At 43.3% G+C, this 25619-nt stretch carries 27 protein-coding genes and 1 pseudogene; 9 read left to right on the top strand and 19 right to left on the bottom strand.

The window, feature by feature from the left end:
* Positions 1-253 precede the first annotated feature (253 nt).
* Positions 254-388: a SelB domain-containing protein gene (locus BLR88_RS19050; protein ID WP_139184967.1), complete on the bottom strand. Its 135-nt coding sequence runs from the start codon at positions 386-388 to the stop codon at positions 254-256.
* A gap of 331 nt (positions 389-719) precedes the next feature.
* On the opposite strand from BLR88_RS19050, the gene BLR88_RS19575 reads away from it, so the two are divergent.
* Positions 720-890 (top strand): hypothetical protein, encoded by a 171-nt coding sequence (locus BLR88_RS19575; protein ID WP_175493613.1) that lies wholly within the window; start codon positions 720-722, stop codon positions 888-890.
* Positions 891-937: 47 nt separating this feature from the next.
* Here the strand turns inward: BLR88_RS19575 and BLR88_RS12030 are convergent, their stop codons facing one another.
* Positions 938-1690, bottom strand: coding sequence for a hypothetical protein (locus tag BLR88_RS12030; RefSeq protein WP_091260753.1), 753 nt, complete (start codon positions 1688-1690; stop codon positions 938-940).
* Positions 1691-1878: 188 nt separating this feature from the next.
* Here BLR88_RS12030 and BLR88_RS12035 point away from each other — a divergent pair, with 188 nt between their 5' ends.
* From BLR88_RS12035 to tatA, 3 genes are read left to right on the top strand one after another with little or no spacing between them, the layout of a single operon-like run.
* Positions 1879-2634: a gluconate 2-dehydrogenase subunit 3 family protein gene (locus BLR88_RS12035; protein ID WP_057900151.1), complete on the top strand. Its 756-nt coding sequence runs from the start codon at positions 1879-1881 to the stop codon at positions 2632-2634.
* A gap of 23 nt (positions 2635-2657) precedes the next feature.
* Entirely contained in the window at positions 2658-4370 is a 1713-nt protein-coding gene (locus BLR88_RS12040; RefSeq protein ID WP_091260755.1) for a GMC family oxidoreductase, read from the top strand.
* The gene (gene tatA, locus BLR88_RS12045) at positions 4367-4552 is read left to right on the top strand and encodes a twin-arginine translocase TatA/TatE family subunit (protein WP_057900153.1); all 186 of its coding nucleotides are present in this window, start codon (positions 4367-4369) and stop codon (positions 4550-4552) included. Before BLR88_RS12040 ends, tatA begins: the two co-directional genes overlap by 4 nt.
* Before the next feature lie 256 nt (positions 4553-4808).
* Here tatA and BLR88_RS12050 read toward each other — a convergent pair whose 3' ends face one another.
* The 6 genes from BLR88_RS12050 to BLR88_RS12075 form a co-directional block, all read right to left on the bottom strand.
* Positions 4809-5276, bottom strand: coding sequence for a hypothetical protein (locus BLR88_RS12050; protein ID WP_057900154.1), 468 nt, complete (start codon positions 5274-5276; stop codon positions 4809-4811).
* A 201-nt stretch (positions 5277-5477) separates the two neighbouring features.
* Positions 5478-7148 carry a glycerol-3-phosphate dehydrogenase/oxidase gene (locus BLR88_RS12055; protein WP_091260757.1) on the bottom strand — a complete coding sequence of 557 codons (1671 nt, stop codon included), beginning with the start codon at positions 7146-7148 and terminating at the stop codon, positions 5478-5480.
* Positions 7149-7354: 206 nt separating this feature from the next.
* The gene (gene glpK, locus BLR88_RS12060; protein WP_057900156.1) at positions 7355-8854 is read right to left on the bottom strand and encodes a glycerol kinase GlpK; all 1500 of its coding nucleotides are present in this window, start codon (positions 8852-8854) and stop codon (positions 7355-7357) included.
* Between the two features lie 44 nt (positions 8855-8898).
* Complete coding sequence (locus BLR88_RS12065; protein WP_057900157.1) at positions 8899-9609, bottom strand: MIP/aquaporin family protein; 711 nt, start codon at positions 9607-9609, stop codon at positions 8899-8901.
* Between the two features lie 225 nt (positions 9610-9834).
* The gene (glpT, locus tag BLR88_RS12070) at positions 9835-11181 is read right to left on the bottom strand and encodes a glycerol-3-phosphate transporter (RefSeq protein WP_057900158.1); all 1347 of its coding nucleotides are present in this window, start codon (positions 11179-11181) and stop codon (positions 9835-9837) included.
* Positions 11182-11488: 307 nt separating this feature from the next.
* Positions 11489-12055: a glycerol-3-phosphate responsive antiterminator gene (locus BLR88_RS12075; RefSeq protein WP_057900159.1), complete on the bottom strand. Its 567-nt coding sequence runs from the start codon at positions 12053-12055 to the stop codon at positions 11489-11491.
* Between the two features lie 419 nt (positions 12056-12474).
* Between BLR88_RS12075 and BLR88_RS19580 the strand changes: the two genes are divergently transcribed.
* On the top strand, positions 12475-12627 hold the full coding sequence (locus BLR88_RS19580) for a hypothetical protein (protein ID WP_175493614.1): 153 nt from the start codon (positions 12475-12477) through the stop codon (positions 12625-12627).
* A 572-nt stretch (positions 12628-13199) separates the two neighbouring features.
* On the opposite strand, the gene BLR88_RS12090 is transcribed toward BLR88_RS19580, so the two are convergent.
* On the bottom strand, positions 13200-13736 hold the full coding sequence (locus tag BLR88_RS12090; protein WP_057900162.1) for a C39 family peptidase: 537 nt from the start codon (positions 13734-13736) through the stop codon (positions 13200-13202).
* Positions 13737-14216: 480 nt separating this feature from the next.
* Between BLR88_RS12090 and BLR88_RS12095 the strand changes: the two genes are divergently transcribed.
* From BLR88_RS12095 to BLR88_RS12105, 3 genes are all read left to right on the top strand, one after another.
* On the top strand, positions 14217-14849 hold the full coding sequence (locus BLR88_RS12095) for a sigma-70 family RNA polymerase sigma factor (RefSeq protein WP_057900163.1): 633 nt from the start codon (positions 14217-14219) through the stop codon (positions 14847-14849).
* Positions 14839-15099: a helix-turn-helix domain-containing protein gene (locus tag BLR88_RS12100; RefSeq protein WP_057900164.1), complete on the top strand. Its 261-nt coding sequence runs from the start codon at positions 14839-14841 to the stop codon at positions 15097-15099. The genes BLR88_RS12095 and BLR88_RS12100 overlap by 11 nt, the downstream gene beginning before the upstream one ends.
* Positions 15100-15315: 216 nt before the next feature.
* A complete protein-coding gene (locus tag BLR88_RS12105) occupies positions 15316-15708 on the top strand; it encodes a kinase-associated lipoprotein B (protein ID WP_091260760.1) in 393 nt (130 codons plus the stop codon).
* 57 nt (positions 15709-15765) lie between these two features.
* Here BLR88_RS12105 and BLR88_RS12110 read toward each other — a convergent pair whose 3' ends face one another.
* Entirely contained in the window at positions 15766-15966 is a 201-nt protein-coding gene (locus BLR88_RS12110) for a type II toxin-antitoxin system antitoxin (RefSeq protein WP_057900166.1), read from the bottom strand.
* Between the two features lie 9 nt (positions 15967-15975).
* Complete coding sequence (locus tag BLR88_RS12115) at positions 15976-16818, bottom strand: SPFH domain-containing protein (RefSeq protein ID WP_057900167.1); 843 nt, start codon at positions 16816-16818, stop codon at positions 15976-15978.
* A 176-nt stretch (positions 16819-16994) separates the two neighbouring features.
* On the opposite strand from BLR88_RS12115, the gene BLR88_RS12120 reads away from it, so the two are divergent.
* Positions 16995-17486 (top strand): small multi-drug export protein, encoded by a 492-nt coding sequence (locus BLR88_RS12120; RefSeq protein WP_091260761.1) that lies wholly within the window; start codon positions 16995-16997, stop codon positions 17484-17486.
* 106 nt (positions 17487-17592) lie between these two features.
* On the opposite strand, the gene BLR88_RS12125 is transcribed toward BLR88_RS12120, so the two are convergent.
* The 8 genes and pseudogenes from BLR88_RS12125 to BLR88_RS20400 all read right to left on the bottom strand — a co-directional run bounded on the left by BLR88_RS12125 (position 17593) and on the right by BLR88_RS20400 (position 25392).
* Positions 17593-19038 carry an amino acid permease gene (locus BLR88_RS12125; protein WP_091260762.1) on the bottom strand — a complete coding sequence of 482 codons (1446 nt, stop codon included), beginning with the start codon at positions 19036-19038 and terminating at the stop codon, positions 17593-17595.
* A 25-nt stretch (positions 19039-19063) separates the two neighbouring features.
* Entirely contained in the window at positions 19064-19687 is a 624-nt protein-coding gene (locus BLR88_RS12130; RefSeq protein ID WP_057900169.1) for a flavin reductase family protein, read from the bottom strand.
* Positions 19688-19701: 14 nt separating this feature from the next.
* The gene (locus BLR88_RS12135; RefSeq protein ID WP_057900170.1) at positions 19702-20862 is read right to left on the bottom strand and encodes a homogentisate 1,2-dioxygenase; all 1161 of its coding nucleotides are present in this window, start codon (positions 20860-20862) and stop codon (positions 19702-19704) included.
* Positions 20863-20876: 14 nt separating this feature from the next.
* Complete coding sequence (gene hisC / locus BLR88_RS12140; protein ID WP_057900171.1) at positions 20877-21983, bottom strand: histidinol-phosphate transaminase; 1107 nt, start codon at positions 21981-21983, stop codon at positions 20877-20879.
* 21 nt (positions 21984-22004) lie between these two features.
* Positions 22005-22952 (bottom strand): fumarylacetoacetate hydrolase family protein, encoded by a 948-nt coding sequence (locus BLR88_RS12145; protein WP_091260763.1) that lies wholly within the window; start codon positions 22950-22952, stop codon positions 22005-22007.
* The gene (hppD, locus tag BLR88_RS12150) at positions 22953-24074 is read right to left on the bottom strand and encodes a 4-hydroxyphenylpyruvate dioxygenase (protein WP_057900173.1); all 1122 of its coding nucleotides are present in this window, start codon (positions 24072-24074) and stop codon (positions 22953-22955) included.
* Between the two features lie 261 nt (positions 24075-24335).
* A pseudogene (locus BLR88_RS12155) lies at positions 24336-25097 on the bottom strand (group II intron maturase-specific domain-containing protein); the annotation flags it as partial.
* A 172-nt stretch (positions 25098-25269) separates the two neighbouring features.
* Positions 25270-25392 carry a hypothetical protein gene (locus BLR88_RS20400; protein ID WP_302846667.1) on the bottom strand — a complete coding sequence of 41 codons (123 nt, stop codon included), beginning with the start codon at positions 25390-25392 and terminating at the stop codon, positions 25270-25272.
* Positions 25393-25619: the final 227 nt, after the last annotated feature.

A 25619-nucleotide genomic window follows, 5' to 3' on the forward strand; every position in this document is an offset into this window, starting at 1 on the left:
AAACCTGATCCCAGGCCATGGCATCGGAGCCTGGTGTGTCAGCAACCTCCCGCATCATCGCATTCATCAAACCAACATTCAACATTATATTAAAAGCATAGGTTGAATGCAAGGTTTTTCTCTCTCTGCATCATTATTTATGTAATGACCCAGACCTTGAATATTCTATCGTATCCCTATTTAAAAAGCAAGACACGATGTTTATTTTTTTGAGCCAAATACGCCCTTCCTCCGTACCACGAGTGATTTTATGTCAATCAAGCGATTCAAGAAAAGGCATCAAACATTTGCGCGATAATCCCAGTACTTCCTTGGCGGCGCCCGGCGTCAATATTTCCTCCACTACTGTTTCCCGACGCAGCTTTTCGACGCTTTCTTTCCATTTCATCCTATATTATAGAGGTTATCTGCAAGTTCAAGCATCTGCCTGATATCAAGCAAGTATGCTTTCAAATCACCAGCCAATCCGTCCGAAATATCATAACGCTGCATTCATTCGTTCCAGTTGGGCGGCACAAGCCCTCCTTCACGTAAATCAGCAACCACCTGTTCCATTTTCAGACGATGTTCTTCCGGAAAGTAAAGTATAGCCTTACCGTGTTACTTTCTTCAACAATTTGAATGAGCATGTATAAATCTAGCCAAAATGCTACAGGTTAAAAAAAGATGCAACCAGATAAATGGCAAAATCCAAAACAGACGTATAGGGGATGAATATGATGGCACATAAAAATAAGAAAAAGCAGGACTACGAAGACATGAAAACAATGGTAAATGAATTGGAACGAACTACGGTGGCTTCCAACCTTGCTGAAGATATGGATATCGGCAGTGAGATTGAGCATGATGACGTAAATCACCGTGATACCGGCATGCGGGATAGCCGATAATGAAGAGAAGGCACTTCCTCACAACAGGATGTGCCTTTCCTCTTTCTTTATTCCGAAGCATTTCTAATAATCAAAGAAATATCTTTTACTAGCTTTTTCGCTGATGGAGAAGAGGCCTGCATTTCCTTTTTAATCCGATCCATCGCCGCTACTGCTTCACGCTGCTCTACTTTCAAAATCCGAACATTTCCGTCAAACATGGAAGCAATCTGACGGCGGGCTTCTTCCATATTATCGGAGGAAGCTACATTGGGCGTCCCTGATGTTCCTGCTGTACCATTGACTTTTTCCCCACCCGCTTTATTATCTGGAAGTTTTTCTGGAGGGCGGCTCATATTGGCTATACCTGTGGCCGAATTTCCCGAAGTCCCGTTCAGCAGTTTGTTCTGCATCGGATCATAGCTCGTCGATACAATCTTTTTATCTGTTCTTCCCAAAATCACTGTGTCATCAAGTACCAATACTTTGACACCTTCCACTCCCCCACTGGCCAATCTCGATTGCAAGTGAGCGGAAATCCCTCCTTCATGAAGACTGGAACTGCCAATCAAACTATAAACAGACATTCCTGTGTTCTGCGCTTCCTTTCCTTCATAACTTGTAGCTTTAACGGTTGAACCTTCCATTTTCCCTGTTTCATTATTATATCCAGGTATTTTGATCGTTCCTTGAATTTCCTGTGCATGCTCTGCATGCTGGGCACTGGGTGGAGCGGCATTGTCTTTCGGTGCCGCCTGATTGCCGCACGCAGTAGCTAGTAAAGCAAGCGACAGCACGACACTTATCTTTATTCTTCTCAACTCGATTCCCTCCATATTGCTTTAGAACGAATTCTTCATAAATCGCATTCTTATCCTTCCCTTTATTTTCCTGAACAATACACAAATAAATCAAAAAAACATTATGACAAAATTTTTAGAATACACAGTTTAACGATGCCCTCTTTTGTATAGAAAGAATAATAAACAACTTATCAGGAGGTGAATGTATGTCTCCTCAGGACGATACAAAAGGGAACGAAAATGTATCCCGCCGGAACTTTCTAAAAAAATCCGGATATGCACTAGGAGGCTTGCTGGTTGGCGGTGTTGTCGGAAGCTTGCTGACGGTCGGCCAAAGACAAGCGGCACCATCTCCTGCGCCGCAAACACAATCAACGACCGACTATAACCAGGCTTTGATGTACTTTAGGCCCGACCAATTCCGAATGGTTGAAGCGGCTACAGAGCGGATTTTCCCCGCTGACGAGAATGGCCCTGGCGCCAAAGATTTGGGTGTCGCTTATTTTATCGATCACCAATTGGCCGGGGATTGGGGATTCAATGCCCGCGATTACATGCGAAGTCCTTTCTTCAAAGGTGAAACAGTTCAAGGTTATCAAGGAAGGCTAAACCGAAGAGAAATTTTTGATATCGCGCTTCAGGAAATGCAGAACTACAGCCAGAGAAAATATCAAAAAAATTTTGCCGATCTGACAGAAGAACAACAGGACGAGGTATTGCGCGCTTTCGAAAAAGATGAAATAAAGCTAACAACCATTTCTCCAAGCGGATTTTTCCGCATATTGCGAAATGCCACAATCGAAGGAGTATACGCCGATCCGCTATACGGTGGAAATAAAAATATGGGCGGCTGGAAATTGAAGAATTATCCCGGCAATCAGATGGCATACACCAACATTATCGAAAAAGATGAATTTGTTAAAATGCCGCCAAAAAGCTTGAAAGATCACCTCCATACTTAAAGAAAGAAAGGTGAATAAAAGGAATGAGAAAATTGCCTAAAGTTGACGTAGTCATCGTCGGAGTAGGCTGGGCTGGGGGGATTATCGCTTCGGAACTGGCAAAAAATGGACTGAAAGTAGTTGGTCTGGAACGAGGAAAAGAGCGGAAAACAGAAGACTATTTCATGGTGCATGACGAATTGCGTTATGCCTACCGGTATGAATTAATGCAAGATCTTTCAAAAGAAACGATTACCTTTCGCAGCAACGAAAAAATCCGGGCGCTACCAATGCGACAGTACGGCTCTTTTTTAATTGGAAACGGTATCGGCGGCGCAGGCGTTCACTGGAACGGACAAACATACCGTTTTCTTCCTTATGATTTCGAGATTAAAAGCAAAACGATCGAGCGCTACGGTAAAAACAAAATCCCCAACGGCATGACGATTCAAAACTGGGGTATTACATACGACCAACTGGAACCGTATTATGACAAATTTGAAAAAATGGCCGGAATTTCGGGAGAGGAAAACCCGTTGGCCGGAAAACGTTCCAGCAAATACCCAACTCCTCCCATGAAATCATCTCCGGCTATGAAGATGTTTATGGAAACGGCTAAAAAGATGAAGCTTCATCCTTATATCCTGCCATCGGCAAATTTGTCGCAGGCATATACAAACCCCGATGGAGTAGCACGTTCTGCCTGCCAGTATTGCGGATTTTGCGAACGGTTCGGCTGCGAATACGGAGCAAAAGCCGATCCGGTAGTAACCGTCATTCCTGTAGCCAAAAAAACCGGAAATTTCGAAATCCGTACCCACTCTTATGTCAGGCGTATTCTGCATAAAGGAAACAAGGCAATAGGAGTTATGTATACCGATGTCACGACAGGTGAAGAAATCGAACAACCAGCGGATATTGTTGTGATTGCGAGCTATGTGTTCAATAATGTCCGTTTATTGTTGAATTCCAAACTCGGGCGTCCGTACGACCCGGCAACAGGCAGAGGTGTCATCGGCAAAAATTACGCTTATCAAGTAATGAGAGGAAATGCTATCGGATTTTTCGAAAACAAAGAGTTCAATACGTTTGCTGGAGCGGGCGCTCTTGGAGTAACGCTGGATGATTATAATGGAGACAACTTCGACCATTCCGACTTAAAGTTTATTCATGGCGCAAGTATAAGCTTAACACAAACAGGGTTAAGACCTATCGCTAACAATCCAGTTCCTAAAGGTACACCAAGCTGGGGGAAGGAATTTAAAAGGCAATCCATTAAGTATGCCAATCGTTCCTTAACTGTCGCCGCTCAGGGAGCTTCAATGCCTTTCAGGCATCACTTTCTTGATCTTGATCCTACATACAAAGACGTATTCGGTGATCCGCTAATTCGCATTACCTTCGACTTTGAAGAGCAGGACCGTCAATTGGCTCTCTTCCTCGCTACAAAGTGCGAAGAAATCTTGAAACAAATGGGCGCAGACCGCGTCGATGCCAATAAGGAATTAGGGCCATATGATATTGTGCCTTATCAGTCTACGCACAATACGGGTGGAGTCATCATGGGGGACAGCCCAGATTCTTCCGCCGTAAATAGTTATCTGCAAATGTGGGATGCCGAGAACGTATTCGTAGTAGGCGCTTCCGCATTCCCTCATAATAGCGGCTATAATCCTACCGGAACCGTTGGGGCTCTGTCCTACCGCGCGGCAGAAGGGATCCTCAAATATAGCAAAAAAGGCGGGCCAGTCGTATGATCAACAACATCGGGATTCCCGGTTTAATCCTTATCCTTATTATTGCGCTTATCGTTTTCGGACCGCAGAAACTGCCGCAAATCGGCCGCGGAGTCGGAGATGCGCTGCGCGAGTTCCGTCATTCAGCTAAAGGGATTCTCGAAGAGTCCACAGATATAGCTGACGAAAAGAAGAAAATATAAATATAAAAAGCAGTCCTTGTTTATGGTTCAAGGACTGTTTTTCTTTACAACTTCATACCTGATTGATCCTCCGCTTAATTTCGCGAACAATTCCAGTGAGTTATCCTTCCATCTCTTCCATATTACTAGAAATGTTCTACATCTCCTGAGATAAAGTTTCCAAATTTTTGATGTTAAGAAATGGGAGTAGATTATATATAATAATGATCAATGTATAACAAAAAACCAGCCATTAGACCGGGGTCATTAGGCTGGACTATTGTTTATTTGACGATTCTTCTAATTTTCTTACTTTCGGCTTTAAGCGAAGCGTTTCTTCAAAAGCTGAGGTAGCATATTCTTTGCTTAAGATCACTTCTTCTTTAAGTTCTTCCACATTCCCATTCAATACGCCTACACTGTTAATCAGTTGTACAATCATATCAGTATGTTGTCGTTGAGTATGCTTAATTTCTTTTATTTCTTGTTCTAGCTGTTGTTGTTCATTTCTAATTTCTTTTACTTCTTGTCTAATCTCTTTTACTTCTTGGCTCAACTGCTGTTGAGCATGCTTGATTTCTTTTACTTCTTGGCTTAACTGCTGTTGAACATGCTTGATTTCTTTTACTTCTTGGCTCAACTGCTGTTGAACATGCTTAATTTCTTTTACTTCTTGATCAAACCGCTGTTGTCCTTTCTCAATCGACTCTAGCTTAGATATGATTTCCTTAAGCATTCCCTCCATACTGCTCACCTCACTTTTTTATATTATATCATGAAAAAACAAAAAATTAGGTAACAAAAGCTGTGAAATCCAATATATTACATAATTGTATTTTACATTTTATTATATCATATTTTTACATGAAAAAATGGCTAAAAAAAGCCAAAGCAACAACACGCTTTGGCTTTCGTACTAGTCATAACTATGCTATTATGTGGAAATCTAAGCTTCATTCTCCTGCGGTACTACCGCATCATGCATAAGTTGTTCCAAACGTGCGCGGTGACGAGCCGTCTCTTCTTCCGTCCAGCCCAGTTTCCGGGCCATGTAAGCGATAACCGGCTCTTTCCACCTTTCTACCCAACGAATATCAAAGTATAGCGCTCCGGTACGACGAACGAAGTAATCTTCTGGTGTTGTGGCCATTTCAGCTTCGATAGCATACACAAGTGAACCAAAAACGTCTTTTGGCAAACCGGAAGCTTCCGCTTCTGCTTGACGCTCACGGATAATCTCATAAATACAGTCTATATTTGAACCGTAACGACGCGTCAGCTTATCCGCTTCTTTCGTCGATAAGCCCACTTGAACTCCTTCTCCGGTTTTCTGACGTACGAACGCTCCAAAATTATCCGAGCCGCCCACATCGCCTCCTGACAGACGAATTTTGTCGGTGGTACACCCCGGATATGAGCCGTACCCTTCTTCTTTAAGCTGAGACGCAACCAAATCAACAATGCGCTCCGCCATTTTACGGTATCCGGTTAGCTTCCCGCCGGCAATGGACAGAAGACCAGATTCAGAAATAAAAATTTCATCTTTACGTGAAAGCTCAGAAGGGGACTTGCCCTCTTCATGAATAAGCGGACGCAAACCAGCCCAGCTTGATTCCACGTCTTCCTTAGTTAGCTTCAACGTTGGGAACATAAAATTTGCGGCCCGCAAAATGTAATCGCGATCTTCCGTCGTCATTTTCGGGTTGGCAATATCGCCATGGTAATCTGTATCCGTCGTCCCTACATACGTTTTTCCATCGCGCGGAATCGCAAATACCATGCGCCCATCCGGTGTATCAAAGTATACCGCCTGGCGCAGTGGGAACCGCTTGCCATCGATAACAAGGTGAACACCTTTCGTAAGGTGCAGACGCTTCCCTTTTTTCGAACCATCAATTTCGCGAACTTTGTCCACCCACGGACCGGCAGCATTCACCACTTTTTTCGCACGAATATCGTGCTTTGTGCCGGTTATTTGATCTACAGCGACAACACCTACCACCTTACCATTTTCATATAACAAATCCTGTACCTTAACATAATTTACAGCCTGTGCACCGAGACGCACCGCTTCTTTCATCACTTCAATCGTCAGGCGTGCATCATCGGTACGATACTCCACATAGTACCCGCCGCCTTTGAGTTTGTCTGTGCGGAGCAACGGCTCTTTCTTCAATGTTTCTTCTTTACTCAGCATTACGCGGCGTTCGCTCTTTTTGACACCGGCTAACGTATCATAAACACGCAATCCAATGGAAGTAGCAAACTTACCGTACGTGCCTCCTTCAATCATCGGAAGAAGCATCCACTCCGGTGTAGTAACATGCGGAGCATTCTCATACACGATGGCTCTCTCTTTACCAACTTCAGCCACCAGCTTAAATTCCAGCTGTTTCAAATAACGCAGACCCCCGTGTACCAGCTTGGTGGAACGGCTGGACGTTCCAGCTGCGAAATCTTGCATTTCCAAAAGCGCTGTTTTCATACCGCGCGCTTGCGCATCCAGCGCAATGCCGGCTCCTGTAATGCCGCCACCGATGACAAGCACATCGAATGACTGTCCCTCCATATCGCGCAAAATTTCCTGACGGTTCATGCTCGAAAACGTATAGCTCATGTTTGTTTCACTCTCCTGTATATAGTATGGACGCAAAACAACTTGCTTATCTCTTCCATAAAACAAAAAACCACAACATGATCCTTTTTCAACAAAGGATCTGCTGTGGTCTTCTCCTATTCTCCGACCAATATTAACTTCCACGTTAACTCTACATTATTTAGTATAACACGCTTTTTCTTCTCCAGCAACCAAAGGTAAAAGGATCACTTGAACTTAAAGCCCATCGCAGCTTCAACGGCTTTTTTCCATCCGGTATACAAATGTATTCTCTCTTCTTCCAGCATCTTAGGTTTGAAACACTTTTCCATCTGCCACTTAGCCGCAATTTCTTCCCGACTTTCCCAGAAGCCGACCGCAAGACCAGCGAGGTAAGCTGCACCTAAAGCTGTCGTCTCATTAATCGTCGGCCGTTCAACCTCTACTCCGAGAATATCGCTCTGGAATTGCATCAAGAAATTATTTTTCACCGCGCCGCCGTCCACACGTAACGTTTTCAATTTAATGCCGGAATCGGCTTCCATTGCAGATAATACATCTTTCGTTTGATAAGCTAACGATTCTAACGTCGCACGGACAAAATGTTCTTTTTCTGTTCCACGGGTCAACCCGAAGATCGCACCACGTACCTCGCTATCCCAATATGGCGTACCTAGCCCGACGAAAGCGGGTACCATATAGACACCGTTCGTTGACTCGACCCGGGCGGCGTACTGTTCGCTATCAGCTGCCGTCTTTAGCATACGCAGACCATCACGAAGCCACTGAATCGCTGAACCAGCGACAAAAATGCTACCTTCTAGCGCATATTCAACTTTGCCGTCAATTCCCCAGGCCAGCGTGGTTAGTAAACCATGTTTGGACTTTACAGCTTTCTCTCCTGTATTCATAAGCATAAAGCAACCTGTACCGTACGTATTTTTCGCCATGCCCATTTCATAGCAGGCCTGACCAAACAACGCTGCTTGCTGGTCGCCAGCTGCTCCAGCAAGCGGAACATTTTCGCCAAAGAAATGCTGTTCTGCCGTATGAGCGTATATTTCAGAAGACGGACGTACTTCCGGCAGCATGCTTTTCGGTATATTCAGCATTTCCAACAATTCTTCGTCCCATTTCTGCTCATAAATATTGTACATAAGCGTGCGCGATGCATTAGAGTAATCGGTTACATGAGCTTCTCCCCCGGACAAACGCCAAATAAGCCAAGTGTCGATAGTCCCGAACAGCAAATCGCCTTTTTCCGCTTTTTCACGTGCACCTTCAACATTGTCGAGAATCCATTTTACTTTTGTTCCGGAAAAATAAGCGTCAATTAATAAACCCGTCTTATCACGCACCATATCGGAATATCCTTTTGCTTTAAGTTCCTCACAAATATCGGCCGTCTGGCGTGATTGCCATACGATAGCGTTATACACCGGATTGCCCGTATGCTTATCCCACACAACCGTCGTCTCCCGCTGGTTGGTAATTCCAATTGCGGCGATTTCTTTCGCGCTGATATTCGCCGTAGAAAGCGCTTCCGCAATCACCGCCAAAATTGAGCCCCAAATTTCGTACGCATCATGCTCAACCCAGCCCGGCTTCGGAAAATACTGTGAAAATTCTCGTTGGGCAACCGTTACAATTTTCCCCTGTTTATTAAATACAATCGCCCGCGAGCTAGTTGTTCCTTGATCTAGCGCTAATACATATTTTTTTTTCATGAACAATCGCTCCTTTTTCTGTTATGCCAATGTTTTTTTGTATTCTAAGTTAGAAAAAATACCTTGTAAAACAATGCACCGAGCCCCCCACCAATAATAGGCCCTATAACCGGAATCCAGGCATATCCCCAATTCGAGCTACCTTTGCCAGCAATAGGCAAAAGGAAATGCGCCAAGCGCGGGCCAAAATCACGTGCTGGATTAATCGCGTATCCTGTTGTTCCACCAAGTGAAAGACCAATGCTAACAATGAGAAATCCTACGATAAGCGGATTCAGGCCATCAGCAAACTTGTTGGCACCAATTGCTAAAATGCCCAGCACAAGTATGAATGTTCCGATAATTTCACTGATTAAATTCGACAGCCGATGCGGAATGGCCGGGTCCGTCGCAAAAACACCCAGTTTCGCCGCCGGGTCTTCGGTCGCTTTCCAGTGCGGAAAATAATGCAGCCATACTACTACCGCTCCCAAAAATGCGCCAATGAGTTGAGCCGCAATGTACATCGGCACATCTGACCATGAAAACTGCCCAATGATAGCCAAAGCAATAGTCAGCGCTGGATTCAAATGCGCTCCGCTAATCCCACCAACCGCATAAGCGGCGATAGCGACAGCCAATCCCCATCCCAATGTAATAACAATCCAGCCGGAGTTGTGCGCTTTTGATTTGTTAAGCACTACTCCGCCTACAACACCGTTGCCTAAAATGATCAAAATCATGGTACCTATTACTTCTCCTAAAAAAGGCGACATCCTCTATTCTCCCTCCTTTAATTCACGGCAGAAAACAAAAATCCACAGTAAATAACCCTATAAAGCTATAGGGAATTACTGTGGATCTCCTGTTCTCCATCACGATAATTAACCTGTGTTTTTATTAAAACAGAAAAAGAAAACGCTGTCAATATGCACATAATATAAATCATCCGCTTTTCTTGCATGTGGAAAAACGGATGATTTGCTTGTCTTTCTATTCCGTTAGTGTTTTACTTTTCCGGTATTCCATGTTAATGCCAAGAAGAAGATAGAAAGCAAGCATGCGGCGATAAGCATGATAAATCCTCCGTCCCAGCCAAACAAATCCACGGTATATCCCATTACAGCATTTGCAAAAGTGGCACCTATCAAGTAGCCGAAAAGCCCAGTAAGTCCTGCAGCGGTACCTGCCGCTTTTTTAGGAGCCAAGTCAAGGGCATGGAGTCCGATTAACATCACGGGACCATAAATGAGAAAACCTATACTAATAAGAGCAATATTATCAATAAGCGGATTGCCCGGCGGGTTTACCCAATAAACAATTACCGCAAGCAATACGCCCACCATAAACAAAATGCCTGCCGGCGCCCGGCGCCCTTTAAACAGACGGTCACTCATCCAGCCACATAACAGCGTTCCGGGTATGCCCGCATACTCATAAAGAAAATAAGACCAGCGAGAATTATCGTGACTGAATCCTTTAGCCTCAGTGAGATAAGTAGGAGCCCAGTCCACTACCCCATAGCGAACAAAGTACACAAACACATTAGCCAGCGCAATAAACCATAAAAATTTATTATTTAATACATACTTAAATAAAATTTCTTTAGCGGTAAGCTCTTTTTCTCTATCCTGAACTTTATCCTTATCATCAGGATACTCATTTTTATATTCCTCAATCGGGGGCAACCCAACCGATTGCGGGGTATCACGTAACGTCATAATAACGTATATACCGATTAAAACGGCAATAATGCCAGGGAAAAAGAAAATACTTTTCCATGTAGCAAACAATAAAATGCCCAATCCGACAAGCGGACCTGTAATACCGCCCCCTACATTGTGGGCAACATTCCAAATCGACATCTTCGTTCCCCGCTCGCTAATCGAGAACCAGTGTACCATCGTTCGTCCGCTTGGAGGCCATCCCATTCCCTGAAACCAGCCATTAATAAACATTAAAACAAACATAATAGCAATGCTTGACGTTAAAAAAGGTACCGTACCGAACAAAATATTCAGCACCCCGGACAAAATAAGGCCCGTTGCAAGAAAATAACGCGGATTGCATCGGTCAGACACAATTCCCATCACAAATTTGCTGATACCATAAGCAATAGATACGGCCGAAAGTACAAGCCCAAGCTCACCCTTGGAAAATCCCTGTTCTGTAAAGTACGGAATAGCCAATGAAAAGTTTTTTCTTACCAGATAATAACCAGCATACCCGATAAAAATTCCCAAAAATACTTGCAGCCGAAGCCGACGATACGTCGCATCAATTTTATCGGCTGGCAATCGCTCAATATGAGGAGCAGGACGATAAAGGTTAACAATTTTCTGCCACATATTCTTGTCCCTTCCTTTCTCTTGTTATAGTTTTTATAATCTGCAAATAAAGTATGAATAAAATAAGCAAATCTCTTGGGAATCCCTCCTTTTCATTGCCAAAGGTATAGTCTTCGGCATCACAAAATAAAAAAAACCATAAAAAACATAAGAAGGAAGAAATACCTTCATGTTTTTTATGGTTTTTTTCTCAAAATCTCCAACCAAATTCGCCTATTAACTTCTAGCAATGATTTTATGTCTGTAGGTCCAATATATCATATCAACAAAAAATTGTGAATGCGTTTTCTTCAAATTTTGTATTCTTTTAAAGTGGATTGGCTAGGAAGTGATTCCAAATTTCTTTGCGCGATGTAGTGACCGCAATAGCTCCTCCGCTTAAAGCCAATTCCGCATCTCGGATCGTACGGATTAGACCTCCGGCTAGTACGGGAATTTTTACCCTCTCATAAATTTCAGAAATAATATGAGGCATCACGCCAGGCAATACTTCAATATAATCGGGCTGCGTCTGTTCTACCAATCGGTAACTTGTTTCCAACGCGGTAGTATCTAGGAGAAAGAAACGCTGAACAGCAAGCACTTTATTTTTCTTTGCAGTCAGTACGGCACTTTTACGCGTGGAAATGACGCCAGCCGGTTTGATTTCCCGGCACAAAAATTCCGTGGCATATTCATCGTTTCGCAGTCCTTGGATTAAATCGACATGCACCAGCATCTTTTTGTTATGCCTTCTGGCCGTTTCCACGATACTTTTGAGCTGACCAATGTGACTGTCCAGCAATACCATATATTCAAAGGGGCTTTGCAACAGCAATTCAAAATCCTTCATCTGGCGAATAGCAGGTAATACCTTCTGGTTGCAGAAGCTCACGACCTTTCACACCTCATTCCGCAAACTATGTTGCACACATTTTAGCATAAACATTCATTATTTCAAATATTATCCCTCTGTACCTATATTCACCCGTTCGATTCGTCAAAATATGCAGTATAAAAGCATACTCTTCTTCGCACGCTAAGATAAGCGGAGATGTTAACAGCGAGCAAACAAACCCATATATTTGTTAACCAAGACGAATTGCTGAAAGCCTGGAATCGAACCTTACCTTCCACCTTTGACAAGACCGACAAAGTCGAATGTACATTACTAAGCATTAAACGGCAAGGACTTTCGGTTGAACAGACGCCGGATATCCACGATCTCTCAAAAGATTATATGCGCAATACTCACGAATGCGCCCAAACTCTTCATCCTCTAGCCAATTCGCAACTAAGAAAGAGGGGTTATACATGAAAAATAAAGGAAGATTAAAAACAGATAAAAATCTTCAGAATGTGGTCAAGGATCTTGAACAAGTTAAAGTCAATAGTTTCCACGCCACACAAATCCAACAAGATACAAATGATCGCCGGCATCAAGATGCATTAAATCATGAAGAATAATACTACCGGACAGAACCTGAACCATAACCCGAATAATGGACACTTTAAAACAGCCCGTTGTTCGGGTTTTTTGTATGAGCCAATTTTTCATTGAATTTATAAAAACGAGAATATACTATTTGATTTTCTTCATTTTTCGGAGTAACATTACAAAATATATATGGCAAATTTATCCTTACCAAAATGTGTATAAATGAAGTGATAATTTGGAAGACATGAGGCAGACCCTTAATAAACCAGCGAATGCAATTCGAAAAGATGATTTTATGAAAGATGACATTTCCACCCTTGACTTCCTTAAACTTTTAACTAAACTTGATACCCTAGTCCTAAGTAATCATCAAATTAAAGACATATCCCCCTGTAAAGCATTAAAAAATCTAACTTGGATATACGCGGTTCAAAGGTAAAGTCTGTTACGCCATTAACTAAATCGGATAAATTAGAAATTCTACTTGTAGATAAGAAACAAATCAAAGGAATAAATTTATTACCCAAGAAAGTAAAGATCTCCGATCATACTATTACAGACTAAACAAATCCCCCTAAAAAATCAGGGGGATTTTATATGTTTACTTCGTGTAGTAATTGATATACTCTACGGCACCTTTTTGATTAATCACGTCAGCCAATGTTTTATTTTTAGAACTACCTGGGTCATTAACGAGGATCATGTTAGAAGTAATTTTGGATAAATCAGGATTTCCTTTTGCATCAACAGGAAGCGTTCCGTTAAAGCCTCTTGCAACTACAGTATGCCCCGGAACACGAACCATAATCGGAATTTTACTATTGACGATAAGGTTAAAGATACTATTTTTTAGCTTATCAAAGCTTCCAAAAGTTTTATCTTTATACGTATGCTTATATTCTTTAGCAGCGGACAACCAGTTAAAGGGGCAGTCAGCCTTACTTTTCTTTAGTTTTTCCAGCATGGTTTTAGGAGTAACATTGTCACCAAAACTTTTAAAAATCATAGCAACGGAAGTAATAATGCACCCTTCTGCACTCATCGTACCGCCACAACTCGTTTTTAAAGATCCCCATTGAGAATCACCTTGTTTCCAGCTTTGCGTTTTCAAATCCACATTATACGTTTTGGTTGCCATTTTCTACTCTCTCCTTTAGATATCTTTTATAGAACGAAAGGAGGACAGAGTCCCAAGATTTCCCCCTAACCTTGTTTCCCTGTTTCGTTCTATGATGATAAAGAGAAAGACAGATTATTTTTGGCAACCAGAATTGAAAAATTTCTTTATAAAAATTTCGGCTCCACACCAAACTCTGTTTTTAATATGATGCGACGTTACCTACACATGAAAGATCCGTCACCTTTCAACATTTGGGCATATCGTATTTCTTCATCTTCCTGCCATTCGTATGACGTGTAAAGAGTGTCAAGCTTCTTTTGTGTGACAAATAAAAAAAATGAAACATACCCACCACAACTATCTTCAATAAATAATAATAGGCAATAAAAACGCTCCCTCTTTAGTCGTTTTATTTATAAAACATGATATTGAAACTAATTTTAGGGTTGCCAATTTGGATTTTAATTCCTCTTTATACATAAAGAGGGGGTAAGAGAAGTGTCTATCACAAAATTTTTGAGACAAGATTCTCATTTCAAAAAAGATGTCGTTCAATTTATCAACGATCATCCAATTTTACTTTCAAATCCCATCCTTAAAAATTTCCTTAAGGAAAAGAAAAATCTGCTCCTTTTTATTCAAGCGGTAAGTTCTTCTACAAAAGAAAGTAAAAAGAAATTGGACAAATCATTTAAAAATTATTATCTGAAAATTCGATTAGTTAACTTTATGTCTAAACTCCTTTATTACAGTGCGATTGATTACGATAAAAAGATTCGCAAACATAATCAAAGGTATCTTTTGATACTGGATAAACCGGTTCAAAATGCATCACAGGACGACGAAATCACAATTGTTGATTTGATTCCTTCTAATGAACAACCTTTTGATGGACAAATTATCGAGAAAAATAACGTTTTAGAGGAAATCATAAGTGATCCTCTCCTAAGTAAAGCTATAAAAAGATTAACACCCAAAGAAAAATTAATAATAGAACTTGCTTATGTTCATGCTATGTCAGATCGTACAATCGCCAAAAAATTATGTATATCACATCAAGCCGTAAGTAAAACACGTAAAAGAGCTATTGCTAAAATTCGAAGCTACATGGAGGAAAGAGATGTCGTTTAAAATAGGAGATTTACCTTCTTTGCTTAAAGAAGCACAAAATAAAAACTTAGATGCTATGTTACTTTTCATCCAAACATTTAAGCCAAAGTTAAAGTCTTCCCTTTACCAAACATCTATAGGTGAGCGTGAAGATTTAGCACAAGAGTTAACTTTAAAAATCATAGAGGCTATATATAATTATGATCTGGAGGCTACTCCTGGATTTTTCGAGTTTATAGAACAAATAGAAGGGAACAGCGGAGCAAAGTAGATCCGCTAGTGTTTTTATTCATTTGACGTGTTAGCAGGCAAATGAATAAATATCAAAAAAAGATGTATATACGCTAATGTCGTTGCATAAACAGCCTAGAGATATGCTATGCTGAATTAAGAAAAACCCGCGTACTGCGCCCGCTTCATACAGTAGAAGCGAAGGCGTGGCGCAACTCCGCGCGTTTTTCCAAATCTGATGGAAAAGGGGATTGCGATGAGCGAGTTTCAGCTAAAGTCTGGAGATTTGGTAACCGCTGCTTATAAATCGGGAGAGTATGTTGGTGAGTTAGTAGAACTGTATCCACCTCGCGTAGCTGTCGTCAAAATACTAGCCGTATTGGTCCATCCAACACAGGGGGATTTGCACCATCCATTTGCAGCTAATGTTCCGCTGTTCCATCAACGCCGCGCGTTAGCCTATGGGGAGAAAGCGTCAGCACCACTTGCTTCCGTACGTCCTTATGACGGTGAAGTTCCCGAATATAAAGCCTCGTTAAAAAAAGCTCTTGAAGAACAAATATCTAAACTAAGAGAAGATACGTCCGAATGGGCACAACGCTCTCTTGTACAATTGAAAGAATTACAAAAAGAATACTTTGCTGAGTAATGCTTCTGATACAGAAATGGAGCGGTACAATATTGTCCGCTCCATTCTCCACATCCACTATTCCTCCTCTTTTTCCGAATTTTGATTCTCCTTTTTCGCCCCCGTTTTTGAAGGCAGGCGCCCCGCTTTCCGCACCGCTTCCCGGAGCAGAAATTCAATATGCGTGTTTACGCTCCGAAACTCATCCGCCGCCCAGCCTTCCAGCGCTTCATACAGCTTCGGATCGATGCGCAAGAGAAACTTCTTCTTCTGCGACATAGACTAAGATTAATAAATAGACCCCGAGTTAATGACCGGCTGGGCTGAGCGTTCGGACACAATCGCCACCATTAAATTATTAATCATGGCAGCCTTCCGTTCTTCATCAAGTTCAAACCCTTCACGCTGCAACTCTTCAATTGCCATCTGTACCATACCAACAGCCCCTTCCACAATGCGCTGTCTTGCAGACACAATGGCGGAAGCCTGCTGGCGCTGAAGCATGGCGTTTGCGATTTCCGTAGCATACGCCAAATGCGTCAAACGTGCTTCCAACACCTCTACTCCCGCCACTTCAAGACGGGCCTGTAACTCCCGCGCCAGTTCACCTGCAATTTCTTCTGGATTACCACGCAGAGAATAGCCTTCCTCATCAAAGTTGTCGTATGGATAACGGCTAGCTACATAGCGAAGCGCTGTCTCGCTTTGAATCTCCACGAACTGTTCGTAGTTATCTACATCAAACATCGCTTTCGCTGATTCTACCACTTTAAATACAACCACAGCCGCAATTTCAATCGGATTTCCCTGAACATCATTCACTTTTAGGCGCTTGCTGTTAAAGTTGCGCACTTTTAGCGATACTTTGCGACGTACGGTAAGCGGAATTCCAAGCCACAGCCCACTCTTCCGTACGGAACCTAGATAATGGCCAAAGAAAATAAGTACCACCGCCTGATTCGGCTGTACGATAAATATACCGCTCGCTCCAATGGCCGCAAGCAAAATCAGCAGAATACCCAGCAGTGGATTCTCCGCTTTACCAATACAATATACGCCGCCTAAAAATAATGCGACAAGCAGTAACAATCCTAAAAAACCATCAATTGCCCATGCCCTTTTTTCCGTCATATTATCTTCCTCCTTTACTTGATTTTTAGATATCATATTGATATCATAATGATATCACTTTTGTATTTATTTGTAAATGATTAAAGCGATGATATCCTCTTTGCTTAGTCTCAAATCCAACCGGAAATTCATAATTTCAATAGGCTTAAATATACTATTATGAGGAGGAAATAATTTTGAGCAATTTATGGATCTATCTTTTGGTGTTTGTGCTGGCGGCCACCCCAATGTTCGAAGTCTTTACTGTTGTTCCGCTGGGAATCCTCGCTGGATTGCCTTCTTTTCCCGTCAGTATTGTTGCCTTTCTGGGCAACGCTCTCACAGTATTTTTGCTAATCGTATTTATCGAACGTTTGAAGCTCTGGTGGAAAAAAAAGAGAGGGGGCCCAGAAGGGGAAGAAAAAGACTCTAAACGTAAACTACGCGCCAAAAAACTATGGAACCGCTACGGTATTCCCGGCCTTTCTCTGCTTGGACCCATTCTGGTTGGCAGCCATCTCACCGCTCTGATGGGAATTTCTTTCGGCGCTTCCCGCCAGCGTATTCTGGCCTGGATGGGAATTAGTCTAAGCATTTGGACAATAATTTCTGCTGTGCTAGCCCATCTTGGGTTTCACTTTATCATCCCGGAAGAGCAACGGAATATTCTTACACAATGGCTAAAATAAATATGCCGCAGCGCTTACTCTTTAGGGCTGCGGCCTTTTTTGTCCTTTAAATTTATCGTACAGCCTATTGATTTTTCGGGCCAATTCGCCGCCCGAATCCATTCATTTACAGTGCTCCTTTCTTTGCTTCATATGGCTCGTCCAAAGCTTCTTCTGACGATAACACGCTCTGCTTAGCTAGTACACTATTTCGATATCCATATGCAAAATATATGATAAGGCCAAGTACTAACCATACACCAAATCCTATCCATGTAAGAGATGGGAGGTTAAAAATCAAATAACCGCAGAGCAAAACCGCTAAAATCGGAATGACCGGCACAAACGGTACCTTGAATGCACGCGGCAAGTCGGGCTGTGCTCTACGCAGCACAAGAACACCAATAGACACAACAATATAAGCAAAAAGTGTTCCAATATTAACAAGTTCAGCTAATCGATGCAGCGGGACAAGCCCTCCAAATACAGCTATAATTATGCCGGTAATCCATGTGTTCGCGATAGGTGTTTGTGTGAAAGGATGAACCCTTGACATCACTTTCGGCAGCAAACCATCACGACTTATGGCAAAGAATAAACGAGTTTGTGCGTACAAAAGAACAAGCAATACTGTCGTAATTCCTGCAATTGCACCGACAGAAATAAACCCGGCCACCCAGTCTTGATGAATATATCTCAGCGCAAAAGCAACCGGCTCCTTTACGTTTAGTTGGGTAAAAGGCACAATCCCTGTCAAAACCATAGAAACAACGATATACAGCAACGTACAAATAGTTAATGAAGCAATGATACCAATGGGCATATTACGCTGTGGATTTCTTACTTCTTCGGCGGCGGAAGCGACTGCATCAAAGCCAAGGTACGCAAAAAATACGCTCGCTGCACCCGCAGCTACACCGGAGAAGCCGAACGGCATAAACGGTGTCCAGTTTTCTGGTTTGACATACCATACACCTACTCCAATAAACAAAAAAATGACAGCTACCTTTACGATGACCATAATATTGTTTACTCGCACGGATTCACGAATACCACGGGTCAATAAAAAAGTAATTAATAACACGATCGCAATTGCCGGGATGTCAATATATGTTCCTTTTTCTGGATTATAGGCACTGGTGATAGCAGTTGGAAGTTCGACACCAAACCCTTTTATTAATCCCTGAAAATATCCGGACCATCCGCTAGCTACAGCCGAAGCGGCAAGCCCGTATTCCAATACCATCGCCCAGCCGATAATCCAGGCGATTACTTCTCCAAATATTGCATAGCTGTAAGTGTAAGCGCTCCCAGTTACAGGCATAGAAGAAGCAAATTCCGAATAACAAAGAGCTGCAAACACACAAGCAAGTCCAGAAAGAACAAAGGAGAGAACGAGGGCAGGGCCCGCATGCTCCGCCGCCGCTACCCCCGTCACTACGAAAATTCCCGTTCCAATAATGCAACCAAGCCCTAACATCGTTAAGTCCCAAGCACCTAATGCCTTCTTTAAATCGCTATCTTTTTTTCTGGTGAATTGTTGAGAAAGACTTTTTTTGCGAAAAAAATCCATAGTGTCCTCTCCTTAAGCGGATTAATTATTTAGCCGGTTGTTTTTTGCGCTCTAACACAAATGTATCAGAAACAGCCCGAGTATATACAGGACCGGCCAGACGGCCAACTGGGTTTAACTTTTCTGTGTTAATTTTCCCGTCAAAATATAATTCATCCTTAATATGAATAGTAACTACCTGACCGATTACGAGACTTCCGCCGCCCGGCTTGTCTCCAAAGTGCAGTATATCATGAAGCACGCATTCAAGTTGTACGTCGCTTTCTGCTACGCGCGGCGGTTTTACGATACGGCTCGATGCTTTCGTCAAGCCGACCTCTTCAAATTCGTCTACATCAGGCGAATATTCAACTGCACAATCGTTCATCTGCTTGACGATTTTCTCACCAACAATATTAACAACAAACTCGCGCGTAGCTTCGATATTGTTCAATGTATCTTTGCGCGCGCCGTCTGTTCCTCTGCGCATCGGAGCGAAGCAGATCATCATCGGATCAGCACAGATCGCCGTGAAAAAACTAAACGGAGCCAAATTGGCCTGTCCGGTTTCATTTACCGTTGATACAAACGCGATCGGGCGTGGAAGAATGGAACCGGTCATCAATTTGTATGCTTCATCCCAGCGTAATGTACTCGGTTCGATATTCATGATAGAGCCCTCCTTTATTCTTGCGGTAGCCAGCTATACATGTATCCTTCGTCTTCGTAAACATGCGCCTGCTTTACGACATAAAGCGGGCGGAATGTATCGATCATAACCGCCAGTTCTTTTGTTTCTTTCTTGCCAATGCTTTCTTCGATTTTGCCTGGATGCGGCCCGTGCGGCAGTCCGCTCGGATGCAACGTAATAGACCCTTCTTCAATGCCGCGCCGGCTCATAAAATCCCCATCCGCGTAATATAGCACTTCATCGCTCTCCACATTACTGTGAATATACGGAGCCGGAATCGCTTCTGGATGATAATCATACAGACGCGGTACAAACGAGCAAACAACATAATTGTGCCCTTCAAACGTCTGGTGTACAGGCGGTGGCTGATGAATACGTCCCGTAATCGGCTCAAAATCATGGATGCTGAAAGCGTACGGATACAGATAACCGTCCCAGCCAACCGCATCAAGTGGATGGAAATCGAACAAATAGGACGTCAGCATGCTATGCGCACGCACACGCACTTCAAACTCGCCTTTCTCATCTTTGGGCTCCAGCTTCTCCGGCGTTCGAAAATCACGCTCACAATAAGGGGAATGCTCCAGCAGTTGCCCATGCTCGTTGCGGTAGCGCTTCGGTGGCACAATTGCTGAGTTGGATTCCACAACAAGGAAACGTGCTTCCTCCGTCTCCAGATGAACACGATAGGTAGTACCAATTGGAATCACGATATAATCTCCCGGATAAAAGGAAAGCTCACCGAAAAGGCTTTCAATCTTCCCTTTTCCTTCATGAACATACAGAAGCTCATCACCTTCCCCGTTCCGATAGAAATAAGACATCTGCTCTGTCGGACGGGCAATACCGATTGCCAAGTCATCATTGGCAAGTAATATTTTTCTCGCTTCATAGAAATCGCCACCCGCCTCTACGTTCCACGTACGAAAATGACGGTGCCTAAGCGTGTTCTGTTCCTCGAATTCAAATCGAATATCTTTAATCTTTTTTGCTTCTCGTACTTGGGTTGGTGGATTAATATGATAAATAAGTGATTGGATTCCTGAAAAACCTTTTGTTCCCATAAGCTGTTCATAATACAGTCCGCCATCCGGCTTGCGGAATTGCGTATGACGCTTGTGCGGAATGTTTCCCATTTTTACGTAATGTGGCATTCATATTCCCCCTTTTATCCAATAATTTCACGCAAAGCTGCGATAAACGCCCGATTTTCTTCATCCGTTCCTACGGAAACCCGAATGGTTTCCGGATAGCCAAGCACGGTTCCAGAACGGACGATGATGCCTTTTTTCAGAAGCGCTTTAAACACGTCATCGCCAGAGCAAGGAAGTTTCACCATTACAAAGTTTCCCTGAGAAGAGAAATAACCTAACCCGAGCTTTTCAACCTCGTTTTCTATGTAACGTCGGCCTGTCTCGTTTTTCTTTTTACAATTTTGCAAAAACTGTTCGTCGTCAAGCGAAGCAAGTGCAGCAGCCTGCGCTAGCCGGTTAGTGTTGAAAGGCTCTTTTACCTTCATCAATTCCTGAACGAATGCCTCATTCATGACGCCATACCCAACACGAAGCGCAGCCAGTCCATAGATTTTGGAGAAAGTACGCAATACAACCAAGTTCTGATGTGAGCCAATAAGTGAAACGGAGTCTAGGTAATTTTCGTCCGTGACATATTCGAAATATGCCTCGTCAATAACTAACAGAATATGATCCGGAACCTTTTCGATAAACGACTGCATTTCCGCCTTTCCAACAATGGTGCCAGTTGGGTTGTTCGGATTACATACAAATATCATTCGAGTTTTCTCAGTAATGGCCGCCAGCATTCCATCAAGGTCGTGTACGCCGTTTACCAAAGGAACATGTATCGGAACGCCACCTTCGATTCTGACATTTGTTTCATAGCGGGGAAAGGTGACATCCGCCATGATTGCTTCGTCTCCTTGGCGAATGTAGCTACGGGTTAGCAAATGCAAAATTTCATCCGAACCGTTACCTACAATGATTTGTTCCGGTTTTACCTGAAGCCGCTCAGCCAACTTCTGCGCAAGCATTGGTGCCGTTCCTTCCGGATATAATGTAATATTATCCATTTCGCGAATCATCGCTTCTTTAGCGCGTTCCGAATAGCCTAGCGGATTTTCGTTAGATGCCAATTTAATAATCTGGGTTAAACCTAGTTCCCGCTTTACCTCTTCAATCGGTTTACCCGGCTTATAGACACCAAGTCCTTCCAGCTGCTTTTTTGCCGTAATTTTTGGGTGTCCTGCCACTGTCATATCGCTTCCTCCACTCTACTTCTAAATGATTTCGTTACGAAGCACGCCCAATCTTTCGATAGAAAGTTCAATTGTATCCCCTTTTTCCAGCCAACGATGCACTTCGGCACCCAACTCAAGGATACAACCGGTTCCGACCGTTCCGGAGCCAATAACATCGCCAGGATACAGCGTGCAATCCTGTGAGGCACGTTCAATCATTTGTGCGAAAGAGAAATAAAGTGTCTTCATATTTCCCTGGGACAACAATTTTCCGTTAACAAATGCTTTCATCTCCAGGTCATAATGTTCGCCGTTGCGACGATCCTCCAATTCGTCCTTCGTCAAAAGGTACGGTCCCATCGAAGTAGCAAAGTCTTTTCCTTTCGCCGGTCCGAGCCCAACTTTTACCTCTTCACGTTGGACATCACGTGCACTCCAATCGTTAAGAATCATAAAGCCTTCAATATAATCCAGCGCCTGTTCGCGCTTAATATTTCGGCCTTCCTTCCCAATAACGCAGGCCACTTCCAACTCGTAGTCCAGCCATTCGGTATAGCTCGGCTTTTCTACCGGCTCTCCCGATCCTTTGATGGCGCTTGCATTCGAGAAATAAAAAACAGGAAATTTATACCATTCTGGTACCATATCAAGTCCGCGTTTTCTCCGCGCAGTTTTGACATGTTCCTCAAACGCGTAAAAGTCACGAAAGCTCGGCGGACGTGGGATAGGTGCGGCCAGCTTTACCCCCTTTTCCTCACATACCTCAGGTATCTTAGCTTCCTTTTCCCTTGTCAGCACATAAAGCCATTTTTTTTTATCTTGCGGAAGATTCAGATAGTCAAGCAGAGAAACGGGAGGGGAAATAGCTTCCCCTCTCGTTTCTGCCAGATAGCGGTATGTTTCTTCCATGTCGTATACTTTTCCGTTGTGAATCCAGCCTGCTCTCACCGTTTTGTTGTCCCTAAGATAATAACTGATAAGCTTCATTTAGATATTTCCTCGACGTTCTTGTTCGCGCTCAATTGATTCGAACAGTGCTTTAAAGTTTCCGTCGCCAAATCCGAGCGCACCTTTACGCTGAATGATTTCGATAAAGAGCGTTGGACGATCCACAACAGGTTTTGTAAAGATTTGCAACAGGTATCCTTCGTCATCGCGGTCTACAAGAATGTTCAGCTCTTGCAGTTTCTTCAGATCTTCGTCAATTTCACCCACACGATTTGTCAAATTCTCGTAGTATGTGTCCGGTGTATAAAGGAACTCCACTCCATTTGCTTTTAGCGCGCTCACAGTTGCGACAATATCATTGGTCAGAAACGCTAAGTGCTGGACACCAGGACCTTTGTAGAAATCCAGATATTCTTGAATTTGCGATTTGCGCTTTCCATCCGCCGGTTCGTTAATCGGGAACTTAATTCGGCCTGTTCCATTCGTCATAACTTTAGACATTAACGCCGAATATTCAGTGGAGATATCCTCGTCGTCGAAATGCTTGAATACAGTGAATCCGAACACTTTTTCATAATATTCAGTCCATTCATCCATACGTTCTACGTTTCCAACGATATGATCAATACCTACAAGTCCTGTAGAAACAGATGGAATTTCAAAATCATTCGGTTCATAGCCTGGCAAGAAAATACCATTGTAGTCTGCTTTTTCAATCAATGTGTGTACGGTATCGCCGTATGTACCAATAACGGCTTTTTTTACGATACCGTTTTCATCGCTTTCCGTCCACGGTTCGCGGACAGCGATCGCTCCCCTTTCCAACGCTCCTCTATACGCTTCTTCCACGTTTTCTACTTTGAGGGCGATATCTTTCGCCCCTTCTCCGTGTAGTTTTACGAACTCTGCAACATCCGTTTGATCATCCAACGCCCCGGTAACTACTAGGCGGATGTTCCCTTGCTCCAGCATATAAGATACACGGTCACGACAGCCTGTTTCCAACCCCCGGTAAGCCTTTACTTTAAAACCGAAGGCGCGACAATAATAATAAGCTGCCTGCTTGGCGTTACCCGCATAAATCTCTACATGATGAATGTCCTGAACCGGAAAAAGCTCTTTTTTCTCTACTTTTTTTACTTCAAACAGTTCTTTAGCCATCAGAGTCCCTCCTACATATAACTGATTATTTTAGTATAAATATTTATTTTTTTATGAGTTATTGGACTATTGAAATGATACATTGTTTTTTGAAATGTTGCAAACGATTACACTAACGCGTGTGCACTGTGCTATGTTAAAGTTAAATATGGTAATTATTATAGTTATATTAAAAATTGATGCATAAAATCGAGTAGGAGGGGGTGACTAGCCCCCGTCCTCTCACACCACCGTACGTACCGTTCGGTATACGGCGGTTCATTATGTACGCCGCAAGGCGTGATATCGTCCTTTTAGACTCTTAAGTTGATACGATTCGAAGAATCGTTTATCAAGAGTCCGATGTAAAACAGGGCTTTTGGCGATACGCCAGTATCCCTTACGGGAATTTCCCCACTCATAGGCTTTTCCTCTAGGCACGCCTAAAGCGAGAAGCCTTTTCACTTTTGTTCGGGGAAGTTTCCACTCTTTCCACAAACACATACGCAGTCGCCTGCGCACCCATGCGTCGAGATTTTGAAATACATTTGGCGTATCTGCCAGCGCAAAGTATCCTATCCATCCCATCAGATATTCATTAAGTTCCTCGATTCTCCATTGTATAGGAATAGGTCTGCGTCGAGATGTAATCTGACGGATTTTCTGCTTCACCCGCTGTAGTGACTGTTTTGCAATGCGAATCTTTGGTTCAAGGAGAGAAGTAAAGCTGAAACCGAGAAACTTGCGTTTCCATGGTCGGTCAACAGCACTCTTTTCTTGATTGACCTTCAATTTTAGCTTCCCTTTGATAAAGGCAGTGACAGACTGTTTCACCCGTTCACCTGCTTTGTGGGTTCGTACGTAGATATTACAGTCATCCGCGTAGCGAACAAATTTATGTCCCCGCTTTTCAAGTTCTTTATCCAATTCATCCAATACAATATTGGAGAGAAGCGGACTCAGTGGGCCACCTTGCGGTGTTCCCTCTGTAGGATTAAGAACTACACCGTTCACCATAATGCCAGATTGGAGGAAACGACGGATCCTTGCGTGAGCGAAAGGTTCCTTTTGTGCCGAAGGCACACTCTGCCCTTCCGAAGTCCCCCGTGGAATTCACCACATCCTCCTTCGGATAAGTCCATACGGATTGTCTGCCTTCATCGCGTGTCTTCGAACGCCTGGTCTTTCGTTCTCCATAATGTTCGGCCCTTCCATGTCATGTCGTCACATGGCATGTACTATGACCTCTGTCGCGAATGAGGTTACCGAGGATACTCGGCTTATCAGACAGACCTCCCCGGGTAAGAGCGCCATCTTCCCCTCCATCTACCTGCCTCATTTACCTTCGCTCGCCTTCGGCAGTATGAACTTCGCCTTGTTGTGCAGGCTCATCCAACGAACGCTGGCCTTATATGAGATTCGTGTTCCTCAGGCCGGAGGTTTGCCGCCGGCTTCCTTCAGATTCGACCTCACGGTCGACACCCTTGCCACAAGCTAATGGCTACTACTGCCTTCGCCACTCGGGACTTGAACCCTAGAGATGACGCCCATGCCGGGCACACACAA

The organism is Aneurinibacillus thermoaerophilus (assembly GCF_900099925.1).
GTDB lineage: Bacteria > Bacillota > Bacilli > Aneurinibacillales > Aneurinibacillaceae > Aneurinibacillus > Aneurinibacillus thermoaerophilus.

Coding starts and splice junctions, on each gene's coding strand:
- BLR88_RS12105 (WP_091260760.1), top strand. CDS start 15,316: ATGAGCGAGTTTCAGCTAAAGTCTGGAGATTTGGTAACCGCTGCTTAT.
- BLR88_RS12145 (WP_091260763.1), bottom strand. CDS start 22,952: ATGAAGCTTATCAGTTATTATCTTAGGGACAACAAAACGGTGAGAGCA.
- BLR88_RS12100 (WP_057900164.1), top strand. CDS start 14,839: ATGTCGTTTAAAATAGGAGATTTACCTTCTTTGCTTAAAGAAGCACAA.
- hppD (WP_057900173.1), bottom strand. CDS start 24,074: ATGGCTAAAGAACTGTTTGAAGTAAAAAAAGTAGAGAAAAAAGAGCTT.
- hisC (WP_057900171.1), bottom strand. CDS start 21,983: ATGACAGTGGCAGGACACCCAAAAATTACGGCAAAAAAGCAGCTGGAA.
- BLR88_RS12050 (WP_057900154.1), bottom strand. CDS start 5,276: ATGGAGGGAATGCTTAAGGAAATCATATCTAAGCTAGAGTCGATTGAG.
- BLR88_RS12065 (WP_057900157.1), bottom strand. CDS start 9,609: ATGTCGCCTTTTTTAGGAGAAGTAATAGGTACCATGATTTTGATCATT.
- glpK (WP_057900156.1), bottom strand. CDS start 8,854: ATGAAAAAAAAATATGTATTAGCGCTAGATCAAGGAACAACTAGCTCG.
- BLR88_RS12055 (WP_091260757.1), bottom strand. CDS start 7,148: ATGAGCTATACGTTTTCGAGCATGAACCGTCAGGAAATTTTGCGCGAT.
- BLR88_RS12110 (WP_057900166.1), bottom strand. CDS start 15,966: ATGTCGCAGAAGAAGAAGTTTCTCTTGCGCATCGATCCGAAGCTGTAT.
- BLR88_RS12135 (WP_057900170.1), bottom strand. CDS start 20,862: ATGCCACATTACGTAAAAATGGGAAACATTCCGCACAAGCGTCATACG.
- tatA (WP_057900153.1), top strand. CDS start 4,367: ATGATCAACAACATCGGGATTCCCGGTTTAATCCTTATCCTTATTATT.
- BLR88_RS12090 (WP_057900162.1), bottom strand. CDS start 13,736: ATGGCAACCAAAACGTATAATGTGGATTTGAAAACGCAAAGCTGGAAA.
- glpT (WP_057900158.1), bottom strand. CDS start 11,181: ATGTGGCAGAAAATTGTTAACCTTTATCGTCCTGCTCCTCATATTGAG.
- BLR88_RS19580 (WP_175493614.1), top strand. CDS start 12,475: ATGAAAAATAAAGGAAGATTAAAAACAGATAAAAATCTTCAGAATGTG.
- BLR88_RS12130 (WP_057900169.1), bottom strand. CDS start 19,687: ATGAATATCGAACCGAGTACATTACGCTGGGATGAAGCATACAAATTG.
- BLR88_RS12115 (WP_057900167.1), bottom strand. CDS start 16,818: ATGACGGAAAAAAGGGCATGGGCAATTGATGGTTTTTTAGGATTGTTA.
- BLR88_RS19050 (WP_139184967.1), bottom strand. CDS start 388: ATGAAATGGAAAGAAAGCGTCGAAAAGCTGCGTCGGGAAACAGTAGTG.
- BLR88_RS12125 (WP_091260762.1), bottom strand. CDS start 19,038: ATGGATTTTTTTCGCAAAAAAAGTCTTTCTCAACAATTCACCAGAAAA.
- BLR88_RS12040 (WP_091260755.1), top strand. CDS start 2,658: ATGAGAAAATTGCCTAAAGTTGACGTAGTCATCGTCGGAGTAGGCTGG.
- BLR88_RS19575 (WP_175493613.1), top strand. CDS start 720: ATGGCACATAAAAATAAGAAAAAGCAGGACTACGAAGACATGAAAACA.
- BLR88_RS12035 (WP_057900151.1), top strand. CDS start 1,879: ATGTCTCCTCAGGACGATACAAAAGGGAACGAAAATGTATCCCGCCGG.
- BLR88_RS20400 (WP_302846667.1), bottom strand. CDS start 25,392: ATGAGGCAGGTAGATGGAGGGGAAGATGGCGCTCTTACCCGGGGAGGT.